This is a genomic window from Candidatus Polarisedimenticolia bacterium (assembly GCA_036004685.1).
In the GTDB taxonomy this organism is placed as follows: domain Bacteria; phylum Acidobacteriota; class Polarisedimenticolia; order Gp22-AA2; family AA152; genus DASYRE01.
This window is the reverse complement of the sequence record DASYRE010000031.1, coordinates 112026-125260: the sequence shown is the minus strand read 5'-3', so window position 1 is coordinate 125260 and position 13235 is coordinate 112026. Positions and strand designations below refer to the sequence as shown.

General features: G+C 65.3%; 11 protein-coding genes and 1 pseudogene. 1 reads left to right on the top strand and 11 read right to left on the bottom strand.

Going from position 1 to position 13235, the window contains the following annotated elements; genetic code table 11:
• Positions 1–2 precede the first annotated feature (2 nt).
• Positions 3–1310 (top strand): citrate synthase, encoded by a 1308-nt coding sequence (locus tag VGR67_07470; protein ID HEV8336235.1) that lies wholly within the window; start codon positions 3–5, stop codon positions 1308–1310.
• A gap of 2 nt (positions 1311–1312) precedes the next feature.
• Here VGR67_07470 and VGR67_07465 read toward each other — a convergent pair.
• The 11 genes and pseudogenes from VGR67_07465 to VGR67_07415 all read right to left on the bottom strand — a co-directional run bounded on the left by VGR67_07465 (position 1313) and on the right by VGR67_07415 (position 13167).
• Positions 1313–1612 (bottom strand): annotated as a pseudogene (locus VGR67_07465) (ArsC family (seleno)protein).
• A 90-nt stretch (positions 1613–1702) separates the two neighbouring features.
• Positions 1703–2119 carry a PD-(D/E)XK nuclease superfamily protein gene (locus tag VGR67_07460; protein HEV8336234.1) on the bottom strand — a complete coding sequence of 139 codons (417 nt, stop codon included), beginning with the start codon at positions 2117–2119 and terminating at the stop codon, positions 1703–1705.
• A gap of 4 nt (positions 2120–2123) precedes the next feature.
• Positions 2124–2903 carry a Dam family site-specific DNA-(adenine-N6)-methyltransferase gene (locus VGR67_07455; protein HEV8336233.1) on the bottom strand — a complete coding sequence of 260 codons (780 nt, stop codon included), beginning with the start codon at positions 2901–2903 and terminating at the stop codon, positions 2124–2126.
• 149 nt (positions 2904–3052) lie between these two features.
• A complete protein-coding gene (locus VGR67_07450) occupies positions 3053–4027 on the bottom strand; it encodes a DUF1028 domain-containing protein (protein HEV8336232.1) in 975 nt (324 codons plus the stop codon).
• Positions 4028–4207: 180 nt separating this feature from the next.
• On the bottom strand, positions 4208–5110 hold the full coding sequence (locus VGR67_07445) for a ChbG/HpnK family deacetylase (protein HEV8336231.1): 903 nt from the start codon (positions 5108–5110) through the stop codon (positions 4208–4210).
• Positions 5107–5916, bottom strand: a complete 810-nt coding sequence (locus VGR67_07440) for a glycosyltransferase family 2 protein (GenBank protein HEV8336230.1) — start codon at positions 5914–5916, stop codon at positions 5107–5109. The genes VGR67_07445 and VGR67_07440 overlap by 4 nt, the downstream gene beginning before the upstream one ends.
• Positions 5913–7535 carry a glycosyltransferase family 39 protein gene (locus tag VGR67_07435; protein ID HEV8336229.1) on the bottom strand — a complete coding sequence of 541 codons (1623 nt, stop codon included), beginning with the start codon at positions 7533–7535 and terminating at the stop codon, positions 5913–5915. The genes VGR67_07440 and VGR67_07435 overlap by 4 nt, the downstream gene beginning before the upstream one ends.
• Positions 7536–7548: 13 nt before the next feature.
• Complete coding sequence (locus VGR67_07430; GenBank protein HEV8336228.1) at positions 7549–10602, bottom strand: hypothetical protein; 3054 nt, start codon at positions 10600–10602, stop codon at positions 7549–7551.
• 23 nt (positions 10603–10625) lie between these two features.
• The gene (locus VGR67_07425) at positions 10626–11306 is read right to left on the bottom strand and encodes a hypothetical protein (protein HEV8336227.1); all 681 of its coding nucleotides are present in this window, start codon (positions 11304–11306) and stop codon (positions 10626–10628) included.
• Positions 11290–11760, bottom strand: coding sequence for a tetratricopeptide repeat protein (locus tag VGR67_07420; GenBank protein ID HEV8336226.1), 471 nt, complete (start codon positions 11758–11760; stop codon positions 11290–11292). The genes VGR67_07425 and VGR67_07420 overlap by 17 nt, the downstream gene beginning before the upstream one ends.
• Before the next feature lie 162 nt (positions 11761–11922).
• Entirely contained in the window at positions 11923–13167 is a 1245-nt protein-coding gene (locus VGR67_07415) for a VWA domain-containing protein (GenBank protein ID HEV8336225.1), read from the bottom strand.
• Between the last annotated feature and the right edge of the window lie 68 nt (positions 13168–13235).

Below are 13235 nucleotides of genomic sequence, written 5' to 3'. Positions count from 1 at the left end.
TCATGGGAACGCAGCAGCCTGAGAAGAGCGCGGGAGAGACTCTGGAGCTCTCCCGCCGGGGAAAGACCGCGAAGCTACCGGTCATCACGGGGACCGAAGGCGAGGTGGCCGCCGACATCACCAAGCTCCGGGACACGCTGGGGCTGATCACGATGGATCCGGGATTCGGCAACACGGGTGCTTGCGCGAGCAGCATCACGTTCATCGACGGGGAGAAAGGGATTCTCCGTTACCGGGGATACCCGATCGAGGAGCTTTCGGAGAAGAGCAACTACCTCGAGGTCGCCTGGCTGCTCATTCATGGAGAGCTGCCGACGCCGGCCGAGCTGCAGCACTTCATCCGCGAGATCACCTACCACACGATGCTTCACGAGGATTTCGAGCGCTTCTTCGCGTCGCTGCCGAAGGACGCCCATCCGATGCCGGTCTGCGCCGCCGCCGTCGGGGCGCTCGCCACGTTCTATCAGTATCCGGAGACCGACCAGAACGTCCACGAGTCGATCGTCCGACTCTTGGCGAAGATGCCGACGATCGCGGCGCTTTCCTACAAGCACTCCCTGGGGCAGCCCGCCCTTTACCCGCGCAACAAGCTGGACTACTGCTCCAACTTCCTGCGGATGATGTTCGGCAATCCCTGCGAGGACTTCGCGGTCGACCCGGTGGTGGCCAAAGCGGTGGATCTCCTGCTGATCCTCCACGCCGACCACGAGCAGAACTGCTCCACGAGCACCGTCCGGCTGGTCGGCAGCTCGCGGGCGAACCTCTTCGCCAGCATCTCGGCCGGGATCAGCGCCCTGTGGGGGCCGCTGCACGGCGGGGCGAACCAGAAGGTGATCGAGATGCTCGAGCAGATCGCGGCCAAGGAAGGAAGCGCGGAGAAATTCCTCCAGCGCGCCAAGGACAAGAACGACACGACACGGCTGATGGGCTTCGGGCATCGCGTCTACAAGAGCTACGACCCGCGGGCGGCGATCCTCAAGAAGACTTGCGACGACGTCATCGGACGGGTGGGGGGCTCCGGCCAGCTTCTCGAAATCGCCATGAAGCTGGAGGAGGTGGCCTTGAAGGACGAGTACTTCGTCAGCCGGAAGCTCTACCCGAACGTCGACTTCTACTCCGGCGTGATCTACCAGGCGATTGGCATCCCCGTGAACATGTTCACCGTGATGTTCGCGATGGGGCGGCTTGCCGGCTGGATCGCGCACTGGCTGGAGATGAGGCATGATCCCGCGTTCCGGATCGGCCGGCCCCGGCAGATCTACATGGGAGCCACCGAGCGGCGCTATGTTCCCCCCGAGAAGCGGGGCTGACGCTATCCCGACAGCACCTTCCGGTAGGTGGCGTCGTCGAAACCGACGAGGAGCGTCCGGCCGACGCGGAGCGCCGGGGCGCGGAGGTTGCCGCTCGGGCCGATGATCAGGCTCCTCAGGGTCGCCGCGTCGGGAGGCTGGCGCTTCATATCGACGCGCACGACCTTCTTGCCGCGCATGGCGTAGATCTCGTCCGCCTGCCGGGCCAGGGCCAGCGCTTCCTTCTCCCCGATCGTCTCCTTCTTGGCATTCACTACTTCGACGCTGTCGATGCGTTGCCGCGCAAGAAACTCCTGCGCCCTCCCGCAGCTCGTTCAACCGTTCCGGTGGTACCGCCAGTCGATCCGCATGCTGATTCCTCCGGAAGGACGCTGGTCAGGAGCGCTCTTCTATCACAGACGTCCCTGGTTCGCTTTCGCGATGAATGACTCCAGGGTCACGATGTTCACCGACGCCGTGCCGCTCAAGTATTTCTGCAGGCCGCCGCTGGTGTAAAAATTCCGAAGCGTCCAGCCTTCTCCGCCGAGAACGAGATACGCGGACTCATAGCCCCCCGAGAGAACTGAATCGGCCAGGCAAATGACTTCAAAGGGGACCTTTTGCTCGGCGGTGCCGGAAACTTGCTGCCATTTGAGAGAGACGAGCCACTGTCGGTCATCCTTTTCCGCAATCGCATCAATACAATGCCGGCGTCCGCCAATCCGGGTGCCGATGATGACTTGTTTTCGATGGGCATAGCCGCCGCGCTGCAAGGCGGGCAGGATCATCTGCTCGAGAACCGTCCCCGTTCCCGTGTCTCGTGTCGACATGGACTCAGAGGTTTCGGACCGCTAGAACCTCTCGGGCGCGGCTGCGGTCTCCCGTGCAGCTGATCATGCGCGGCGCCTCGAGAATGCTCAATCGATAGCCGAGTTTCTCATACAGCTTGACGATCCTCGGCGTGGCCTGGTTTGACAGCACGACGGGACCTCGATGGCGAGCCAATTGCTCCGCCGTCCTAACCTGATCGTCCCAGGAGAATCCGTTCTGAGCGTATTGAGTAAACTCCACGTCATAGGGCGGATCGGCATAGATGAAGTCAGTAGTTTCTAGCTGGATCTCCCCAAAGTCGGAGCTCGTGAATTCCCAGTTCGCGAAGACTTCGACGTACGCCGAGAAGTCGGTGGTGTAATTGATGCGGACGTAACGGCCAAAGGGCACGTTGAAGCTGCCCTTTCTGTTGAATCGGCAGAGGCCGTTGTAGCCGGTGCGGTTCAAAAAGTAAAAAAGCGCTGCTGCCTCGGCGCTTTCCTCGAGGCCTTCAGCGAGGAACTGGTTGAAGCGGTTGCGATGGCGGTAATAAAGCTTTTCAGAGTTTTTCATTTGTAGATCGATCGTGAGGCCGCGCCCTAGCCAGCGGTAGAAGTTGATAACGTGCTGATTAATGTCGTTCAGAAGCGCTCGCTCGGGAACGAGACCGAGCGTCACTGCGAGCCCTCCGCAGAAGGGCTCCACCAGGCGCCGATTCGCGTGCTTTCGCCACAAGGGTTTCAGGTGCGGCACCTGCCAGCGCTTGCCACCGGCCCACTTGAGCGGGGGACGCAGAGCCGGCACCTGGCGAATCGCCGCCCGCGCTGCTGGTTGGCGGATTGCCGCCCTGGAGGAGCGAGCTATATTTCGGATAGTCTCCATGCTCATTGGCGGAACTCTATCAGATATCGACGATGAGCCTCGATCCGAGCCTGGCCCGAGGGCGCGGGCGATCATTTCTTCGGAGCGCCGGCATCCTTGACCCAGGCCTTGTAGCGCGGATCGTCCCGAATCGGGTCGAGGTCGGTGTCGTTCAGGGAATACGGAACCAGCGTCGGATTCAGCCGGAACGCCTTCTCCAGGTTCGCGAAGGCCGGCTCCTTCAGCGCCGCGAGCGAATAGAAGCAGGCCAGATCGTAATAGGCGCTTCCCCGGTCCGCCTCGTTCAGGCCCGGCGCGGAGGCTCGCCGCCGCGTCGCCTCCTCCATGATCGCGACGGCGCGCTCCCGCTCCCCCTTGTCCACCCAGAAACGCGCGTCGCTGTAAGCGTTGGTCGTGTGGTGCAGCTCGAGGAGGCGCTGCAGCTCCTCGATGGGGCGCGGGCTGTCGTCGACGCGCAGGTCGATGTAGCGATCGTTGTAGCCGGCGTAGCCACCCCTGTCGCGAACGACCAGAAGGGCCGCCGATTGCTGCCCGCGCGCATCGCCGCCCGCGGCCTGGCCGGCGGCGAGCGCCTTCACCAGCCGGTCGGCGAGCGGCAGCGCCGTGGAAGCCTCGAAGCTCGCGGCCATCGCCCCCACGACTTCCTTTCCGGCCAGGATGTTGCCCTGGGCCGCGTAGTTCTTACCCATCTTCCCGCCGGCCCAGGCGTTGCATTTCGCTCCGGTCCAGGTGGCGGTCCTGCCCTTCGCGTCCACGATGCCGGCCTGGCGCTGCTCGGCTTGCGCATCGCCCTTCACGAGCTGATCGAGGACTTCGGCGGGGGCGAGGCCCTTCTCGAGGAGCTGCAGCCCCTTCGGCCCGAAGGTCGTGTTGGCGAAGGATTGCGTCGCGACGGCGCCGACTCCGGCCTTCGCCCAAGGGACGACCGATCCCACGGCGAAGAACCGCGACTCCACCGCGACGCCGAGATCGCCCGTCACCGGGTCGTATCCCACGATGCTGAACGTGGCCACGCGGCGCCCGGCGAACGCCGGCGAGAGACTCATCGCGGCCGGGAGAACGAGGAGAGGGAGCGCAACGGCCAGGAGCCGGGGTTGGGGACGCATGAACTCTCCCGAAGACGGCGAACGCTTGCGCGGCGCCACATTATAAAGGGATTTCTTCCTTCGGCGACGGTTCTCGAGGCCACGGGCGCGTCCCTGGTCCGTCTTCAAGGCCCGCGCCGATCACGTCCTCTCCAACGCGATGCCGCGCCTGGAAATCTCCTGGCGGGCTTCGGGCGACATCAGCGCCGCCGCCTCCGCTTCCCACGCATAGCCCCAGCGATAATCGCGCCGCAGCTCGGGGTCGGGATAGCCGGGATGGGTGACGAGCTCGGAAGTTCCTTCCGGAATCCGCCGCAGCACTCCGAGAAGCGCGGGGAGATCGAGGCGGCCGGTCTCCGCGATCCCGAAGAGCCGATCGCACCGCGTGAGGTCCGAAGCCGTTTCTGCCGGCTTGCCGGCGGCCGGGGCCTTGTCGGAGACGGCGGCGAGGCGCGCGAGGACCAGCTCGAGAGCTCGGCGCGACAAGGGGGCGCCGGAAGCGCCGCCCGCCTCTCCCGCGAGGCCCGCGCCCATGCCGCGGCCCGAGTCTCCCCCGCTCTGGCCCCGTCGCGGCAGGCGCATTCTCGGAATCCCGAACCGGCGAGCCAGGCCGGCCGCGACTCTCCAGAGCGGCGGAAGGAGGTGCAGGTGCTGGTGGCTGTCGAGGTGGGCGGGGCGAACGCCGGCCGCCGTGGCCCGGGCGATCTGCGCCTCCCATTCGGCGCGGACTTCCTCCGTCTTGATTCTTCCGAGGAGCCAGGCGGGCAGGAACTGCCGCCACGACTCCCGGAATCGCTCGCCGTCCGGGGCCAGGCTCGGCACGGCCGACGGCGCCCGGACCGGCTTTCCTCCCACCAGCGAGAGATGGACGCCGACCTTCAACCCCGGCAAGGAGCGGATCAGCGAGACGGTCTGCTCGAAGTGGGCGGTGTTGGTCAGAAACGAGGCGCTGGTGAGGATGCCGTCGCGGAACGCGGCCGCGATCCCGGCGTTCACCCCCGGAGTGAGCCCCAGATCGTCGGCGACGACCAGGAGCCGCTTCATTCCGGCGGCCGCCGGAAGCCTCCCGAGCGGCGGACCTCGCGGCGCATCGTCTTGAGCTCCGGGTAGAGGCGGAACATCTCGGCGAGCATCTTGCGGATCGTGGAGAAGCTGGAAAGGGTCGAGATTCCGCGGCTTCGGGGGAAATAGTCGACGCCCATCTGGAGGATCCGGTAGCCGAGGTACTGGCAGCGGATCAGGAGCTCGGCGTCGATGAACGAGCTTTCGCTCGAAAGCCTCACCCGCTCGAAGACCTTGCGCCGCACCAGCTTGAAGGAGAAATTCACGTCCTTGACCTTCAGGCCGAACAGGATCTTGACGAGGAGGTTCCAGCCGAACGAATAGACGGTGCGCACCGGCCCCTCGCCCGTCCGATCGAACCGGTAGGCCGCCACGACGTCGGCCTGCCGGATGATCCGGACCGCCTTGACCAGCTCGATCATGTCGAACGGGTAGTCGGCGTCGGAGTAGAGGACGAGATCCTTGCGGGCCTGGGCGAAGCCGGTCTTCAGCGCCCCTCCCAGCCGGAGGTTCTTGTCGTGCCGGACGACGCGGATGCGGGGATCCGCCTTGGCCAGGGCGAGCGCGATCTCGCTCGTCCGGTCGGTGCTGGCGTCGTCGACGATCAGGATCTCGAAGTCGTCGGTGAGGCTTTCGAGGATCTCCGCGGCGCTCGACACGGCCGCCTGGACGTTCTCTTCTTCGTTGTACATCGGGAAGAAGACGGTGACGCTCTCCGCCGGATGCCGGCGCGCCAGCCGGAGCTGGAGCGCCTCTTCGGGAAGATCCACCGGAGAGGTCCCGGTCACGGCTCGACCCCCGGGAGGAAATTCGTCACCACCGCGACGTGCCCCGATTTCTTCAGAAGGTGAAGGGGAGCGGCGGGGTGGCGGATTTTCAGCCTTTCGTACCGGTCCCATCCCATCAGGCAGTAGAGGCGCCGCGGCGCTTCGAGCCTGGCGACCAGCTCCGGCTCCGCGCGGATCAGCTCGGGAACCCGGCGCAGGTAATACGCGAAGCCGGGGTGGTTCTCGCGATAGAGGATGACCGCATCGGAGGGCTGCAGCAGAGATCGCACCACGTCGGCCGGCTCGCGGCTGCTCTTCCAGGCCTCAAGCCGCGGGAACCCGAACGCCACGAGGCTGAAGATCAGGATCATGCTCCCGGCTAGAAGAAGGAAATAGGAGGTCCGCGATCGGCCCGCCAGGAGCGCTCCGAGCGCGACGAGACTGCCGGCGACGCCGCTGAGGGTGAGGGGCAGCAGCGCCGCTTTCAGGTCCATCGGCACCGAGCCGAAGCTGTTCGCCTTCCAGACGAAGCAGGCGATCCCCGCGGTGAAGATCGTCAGGAAAATCATCGCCCCGACTCCGGCCGGCCGCGTCTTGCCCGGTTCGGGATCGAGCCATTCCTCCAAGGACCCCGCCGCCAGAAGAGCCGCCGCCGGCAGTGCCGGGAGGATGTACGAAGGGAGCTTGCTGGCCGCCAGCGTGAAGAACGCCAGCAGCGCCAGGAGCCATACGGCGGGAAGAAGCCGGGGCCGGAGGATGCTGCCGCGCCGCCAATCCAGGAACGATCGGCCGACCGCGCCGGGAAGAAACGCCGACCAGGGAAGGAACCCGATGCTCAGGACCACCAGATAGTAGAGAGGCGGCTCGGCCTGGTGCTCCGGCCTCAGGAAGCGCCCCAGGTTGCCGGTGACGAAGAATCTCTCCACGAGATCGGGACGGGCGACGGCGATGGCAGCGTACCAGGGCACGGCCAGGGCGGCGATGACGATCAGGCTCGCCACGGGACGGAGCAGGCGCAGCCGCGGCAGCGATCGCGTGATCGCCAGATAGCCTCCCAGAACCAGAAGGGGAAGGAGGAGTCCGACCGGCCCTTTCGTGAGGGCCGCGAGCCCGAAGCAGGCCGCTCCCGCCAGCGGCAGGATCCGGTGTCTCGGCTCCCCCAGGGTCTCCAGATAGCAGAGGATCCCGAGCGTGCAGAACGCCGTCAGGATCATGTCGGTCACGGCCGCCCGCCCCATCACCACGAACTGGGGGGACGCGAGCAGGATGAAAGCGGCGATCCATCCGGCCGTCTCGCTCCCATAGATCAGGAAACCGAGCCGCAGGACCGCCAGGAGCAGGACCAGGGCGGCCAGGACCGAGGGGAGGCGCGCCGCCAGCTCGTTCTCTCCGAAGAGCCGGAAGGACGCGCCCATCGCCCAGTAGAAGAAGATCGGCTTGTCCAGCAGCGGCTCGCCATAAAGATGCGGGACGAGCCAGTCGCCGCGCTCCACCATCTCCCGGACCGACTCGGCGTAGGCCGATTCGTCGGGGTCGGTGAGCCCTTCGTCTCCGAGGTGCGCAGTGAGCATCACTGCCGCGACGGCCAGCAGCAGAAACAGGCCCAGCCCGAGGCGGAGCGCGCGCGATCGAAAGCTCATGCCGCCGTGGGAATCAGAAAGAGGTGCCGATGTAGAAGGACTGCTCGGTGCCGTTGTCGAAGCGTGGATCGGGAATCCGCTTGAACGAGGACGGGAACCCGGTCGGCCCGACCTCGTCGCCCACCACGATGCTGTTCTCCAGGCGCTTCGCCCAGGTCCACGTGAGCTCGAAAGGTCCCAGAAACCAGGAGAAGCCGATGCCGTACGAGCCGCGGCCGTCGGCGAGCATGTGGTTCTTGCTGTCATAGAACTCGAACTCGCGGGGGACGGCGATGAGAGTCCCGGGCGACGCCGGGTCGTCACGGATGAGATCGAGCCCTTGATAGGTGGCGTCCGAGCCTCCCGTATGGGGATCGTACCACCGATCCCCCTGGAACCAGGCGGCCCCGACGTCGAAGAAGAGGAAGCCCCGCAGCATCCGAATCGAGCCGAAGGGAAAGCGCAGCTCGTCCACCAGCGGGAACCGCAGCTCGAGGTTCGAGAAGGCCACGCGGTTCCCGAAGAACTCCCGGAAATTGTAGCCGCGGATCTGGTTGAACCCGCCGATGGAGTAGATGAAGCTCCCGCCCAGGCCGGGATCCCCCTTGCTGTTGCTCACCGCCCCGAGCAGCCGCCAGGCGAACAGCGAGCGGCGCGTCAAATGGGCGTAGGCGCGGTAGTCGAGGTATTCGTTGGTGAACGGCTGGCCGTCTCCCGAGACGGTCGGGGTGTATTCCACGTTCAGGCTGAAGCGCTTGCCGTGATAGGGGCCGAATTCCTTGTAGCGGGTCGTGTCTCCCGAGAAGGAGGCCGTCAGGAGAGGGTATTGCTCTTTGAAAGTGAGGAACCGGATCCGGACAAGCGGCCCGCTCGGCGTGGACACAATCTCGGTGAACGGCCGATCCACGGTGCGCTGGTAGTACCCCAGTCCCCCCTCCACGCGATAGGCGCGGGAGAACGGATAGGAGAGGTGCGAGCCGAGGCCGGTGATGCGGCTGTTCTGGCGCAGCCGGAAATCGCCGGAAGTGGTGCTGACGGTGAAGAAATCCCGGAAGTCGAGCAGCTGGAAGGCGTAATTCCAGCGGTGCCTCAGGTTCCAGTACTCGATGTCGATGTTCGAATAGGTGGAGACCGACTGGAAGTTCATGAAGATCCGGTTGTTCCCCAGCAGGTCCGACAGGATGATCTGGGCGTTGCTGAGCACCGTCCCGTCGTCGGCGACGCCGATGAGGACGCTGGGATTGCTCTCGACGTGGAAATCGAGCTTGTCGTAGACGCTCTTCTCCTTCTGGTCGAGCGCCAGCTTCAGCGGCGGCTCGAATGGCTCGATCTCGGGAGGCTCCTGTGACTGCTCCCCGGGCTTGATCACCGCGACCGGCTCCCCCAGCTCCATCCGGAACAGGCGATAGCGCCCCTTGTAGTAGGTCGAGACGGCGAGAGACGTCTTGCCGTCGGACGCCTGGATCTCCAGCGGCGTGAAGCAGCCGCCGATGAGGTCGGTGTACTGCTTAATCTCGCCGTCGGTGAGGCTCAGCGAATAGAGATTGAAGATCCGGTTCTTCCCGAGATCCGAGACGTAATAGACGGTCTTCCCGTCGCGCGAGAAGGAGGGCTGGATGTCCCCGGACTCGCCGAACGTGAGCTGGGTGAGGCGGCTCGGATCCGCCGAGTCGACCATGAAAATCTTCTCGTACTGGTTGATCCGGCGGTTGAAGACGATCCATTTCCCGTCGGGCGACCAGGAGGGGTTGCTGTCGTAGAACTCGTCCTGGGTGACGTGCGCCGTCTTGCCGGTCGCCAGATCGAAGCGGAAGATGTCGACCACCCCCCGCTCGTTGCCCGAAAACACGATCGATTTTCCGTCCGGGGAGAAGGCGGGTGAGGACTCCACGTCGATCCCGGGGATGGAGAAGCGATCCACCTCGGAGCCCTTCAAGGCGTCGTAGATGAAGAGCCGGCGCTCGTTCTCCTTGCGGGCGAAGAAGGCGATCCGGTCCCCTTCCGCCGACCAGGAGAGATCGTTCTTGCCGTCGAAGGCCTCGGTGATGATGTTCTCGTACTTGTTCGTGAACCCACGGGTCAGGTTGCGGATCATCTCGCCGTCCTTGGCGGAGAAGATCACGACGTCCAGGTCGTCGTAGCGGTTCGTCAGGGCGGCCACCAGGTCGCCGCTGGGCGAGAGGACCGGCGAGAAGGTGAAGATCCCCTCGAGCTTGATGCCGATCTCCTTGCCGTAGTCCTCCGGCTCCTTCTGGTTGATCAGCAGCCCCAGGTACTTCTTCTGGAGGTAGCGCCGGAACTGCCGGTCGAACTCATCGGCCTCGACCCCGAAGGCCTCCTTGATCGGCTTATCCAGATTGTTGGCGAGCAGGACCTTGCGGTACTCCCAGAGGAAGTTGCGGATTCCTTCCTGCCCGTACTTCTCCTCGATGTAGTCGAAGGCCGCCTGCCCGAACCGGTAGGTGAGGAAGTTCAGCTCGTTCACCTTGTGGATGGGAGGAATGATGTCGTTCACGACCGCGTCGCGGACCACCATCTCGCTCAGCGGGTTCGAGGCGCCCGCCATGTGCTCGGCGAGACCCTCCATCAGCCACAGCGGGGTGCGCGAGCGCAAGGCCCGTCCGAGCGACTCCTGGTAGAGGATCGAGTACTCGAAGACGTGCGTCAGCTCGTGGGCGATGAGCTGGTAGAGCAGGTCCGGAGGCTGATCCACCGGCAGGACGATGCGGTTCTCGAACGGCTCCGCGAACGCCGCGACGAATTCCGGGATGAACCCCAGCGTGATGTTGGTCTGCTCGAACTCTCCGTGCGTCTTGTAATAGATCAGCGGGATGCGGAACTTGATCTCGTGATCCAGCGCCTGGGAGATCTTGACGTAGGCGCTTTCGGCGTAGGAGACGACCTGCTCGAGCTGCCCCTCCTCCTCGGGATAGTAGTAAACGTCGAAGTGGGGCGCCTTGTAGACGTGCCAGTCGAAGCGGTCGTAGGCGATCTTGTTCTTGCCGAAGGGAAAGGCGGGGCTGGCCGACGAGAACGCGGCGAGCGCCGCCAGGACCAGAAGCCACCCTCCGCGCGCCTTGCGGCCCAAAGATGCCCCCCCTCGCTACTCGGCTAGTCGGTGAAAAGGGTCCTTGATTCCGTCTTGTCTTTGCGGGCGATGATGCCGATCACGTCCGGTTCGATGTGATCGAACATGGAAAAGAGGACCGTCAGGGGATCGTTGCCCCTTCCCGGAACGGTGGTGTCTTCGCTGAACTTGTCGTCGTAGACCAGCTTGCCGCTGCGCCCGCGGATGAAATAGAGATGCAGGTGCATCTCAAACCCTTCCCGGTCCGCGAAGCGCGTGCGCCGGATGCGCTGGCCGGTCACGGAGCTGATGGCGTCCTCCTGGACGAAGCCGGATCGGTCGCTCACCTCGTAGCCGAGGCTTCCGGTGAGAATCAGGTCGGCCCCGTACTTTTCCCCCATGTCCTTCCAGAACGGGGCGTTCGCGGCCAGCTCGTCGAGATTCTGCTCCGGCAGCGGTGGAGGCTCGACGTCGAGGACCTGGAGGCGCGTCTTCTTCCGGAGCTCGCGCTTGATGAGCGTCACCATCTCCCGGTTGATGTCCACCTTCGGATTGTCGGTGAGGAGAACCAGGCGGGTCACGAGGATGGTGTCGATCCCGGTCATGTCGACGCGCTCGGGCAGGGGAAGCGTGACCTGGACCTGGACGGTCCCGGCCCAGGCTGCGCCGGCCGCCGCGAGGAGCAGGACGGGAAGAAGCGATAAGGCTTCAGCGCGGCGACGCATCGGGGGGCTTCTCTTCCGGTTCCGCGGCCGGTTGGCCTTCTTCGGATTGTCCCGCGGCCTCCGCGCCGCCGGGAGGGTGGTCGCGATCCGCCTCCATCTCCTTGTGGGCCAGGATTTCCTTGTAGTAGCCGGCGAAGAGGTCGTGGTTCTGCCGGATGTCCCGATTGTCCGGGGCGAAACGGAGCGCTTCCTTGTAGTACTCCGCCGCCTTCTCGAAGTTTCCGATGGTCTCGCAGGCGACCGCGAGATTGTTGAGGATCCGCGGATTCTCGGGCGAGAGTTTCAGCGCCCGCTCCCAGCGGAACTGGGCCTCGCGCCAGAGCCCCTTCTTCGCGGCCCGGACGCCGAACTCCATCTGGTCGGCCCCGTCGCGTCCGGCCGGAAGCGCCGCCGACGAAAGAAAGAGGAGGACCACCAGCAGGGAAAGGGGGCGTCCGAGCTTGGGAGGCGTCATCGCGTTTCCTGGAAATCCTGGTTGACCGGGCACGAGAGTCGGCGCTATCCGGCAGCCTCGCTAATATAGCCCAGCGATATTGCCGATTCAACGAACGGCCCGGGTTGCCGCGGGGCGGGGCCAGCGTGGCGCCGCCGGATGCGGCCGGTCAATCCATGATGTCTAATGCGCGGCGAGGTATCCCGGCCGGGCGCGCACCACGGCGTCGGGCAGGCTCGTGCGGACCGTGATGCGGCGCCAGCCTCCTTCGCCGGCCGGTCGGGTGGGATAGTAGCTGAGGATGTACTGGTGGTTGAGGTCCTCGCCGATGCGCCCGTAGATCGTGCGCAGCGAGGAAGGGTCGCCGGAGTCGAAATAGGCGCCCCCGGTCTCTTCGGCGATCCGGCGCAGGAGGGAGGACGCGGCCCGGGGCCCGAAGGCGACCGTGTAGAAGGTGACGGCGCCTTCACGCGCCATCTGCAGAGATTCTTCCAGGCGCTTCTTCCCGGCTTCATCGTCGCCGTAGGCCGTCTCCCCGCCGTCGGTGAAGAGAACGGCCGCCCGGCGGTCGTTGCGGGTGCGCAGCTGGACGACCGCGGCGCGCAGCGTGTCGTAGAGCGCCGTCGGGCCCGAGGCCTTGAGCTGGTTCACGGCGTGCGCCAGGCCCCGCCGATCGAAGGTGAAGTCCCGGGCCAGCGTCACGGAGTCGTTGAATCCGATGACGCAGACCTTGTAGAAGGAGGGCAGGGAGGCGATGAAATCGTTCGCCGCCTTCTGGGCGCTCCACAGGGTCCCCTTCATGCTGTCGCTCGCGTCGAGCGCCAAGGCGATCGAGACGGGAGTCGGATCGCGGTCGAAATGGACCACGGTCTGCGGGCGGTCGTCCTCGAGAAGAGTGAAATCGCTCAGGCTCAGCCCTTCGACGAACCGGCCGTCGTGATCGAGGACCGACACCGGAATGCTCACCAGGTTGACCTCGACGCGCGTCTGCAGGTTGCTGGAGCGCGAAACGCGGGAGAGACGCACCGACCGGCCCTCCCGGGTCTGCCCCTGGATGAGCAGCGTATGGCGCTCGATCTCTTCGCCCAGATCGATCTCGAGCGCGTAGGGCGGGCCGATGGAGGTCTTCCGGAGACGGCCGTCGACGAAGAAGTCGATGGTCGCCACGGCGTCGCCCCGCGGCAGCTCGATCGACACCTCGATGCGCTGGCGGCCGAACAGGTACGGCCCGCGCGGCGCGACCAGCTTCAACACGAACGCGCCGTCGTCGGACCGCGCCACCGTCTGGCCGTCGGGCGTCTCGGCGGTGGCTTGCGGCTCGGAACTTGATTCGGGGGGCGGGGAGGCAAAGCTGCCGATCCCCAGAGCGAGGAAGAGGGCGAGAAGGGCGAAACCGAAGGATCCGAGGAAATAGCGCTGCCGGAGCACCGAGTGACTCCTTGCCTTCCCGACCGGGGTGAAGCGAGGCGGAATATAGAATCCGGGGAGGCGTGGAG

Bases quoted from the DNA above. Each gene is read 5' to 3' on its own strand.
- VGR67_07445 (HEV8336231.1), bottom strand. From the start codon at position 5,110: ATGAAGCGGCTCCTGGTCGTCGCCGACGATCTGGGGCTCACTCCGGGG.
- VGR67_07435 (HEV8336229.1), bottom strand. From the start codon at position 7,535: ATGAGCTTTCGATCGCGCGCGCTCCGCCTCGGGCTGGGCCTGTTTCTG.
- VGR67_07420 (HEV8336226.1), bottom strand. From the start codon at position 11,760: ATGACGCCTCCCAAGCTCGGACGCCCCCTTTCCCTGCTGGTGGTCCTC.
- VGR67_07460 (HEV8336234.1), bottom strand. From the start codon at position 2,119: ATGTCGACACGAGACACGGGAACGGGGACGGTTCTCGAGCAGATGATC.
- VGR67_07470 (HEV8336235.1), top strand. From the start codon at position 3: ATGGGAACGCAGCAGCCTGAGAAGAGCGCGGGAGAGACTCTGGAGCTC.
- VGR67_07450 (HEV8336232.1), bottom strand. From the start codon at position 4,027: ATGAGTCTCTCGCCGGCGTTCGCCGGGCGCCGCGTGGCCACGTTCAGC.
- VGR67_07425 (HEV8336227.1), bottom strand. From the start codon at position 11,306: ATGCGTCGCCGCGCTGAAGCCTTATCGCTTCTTCCCGTCCTGCTCCTC.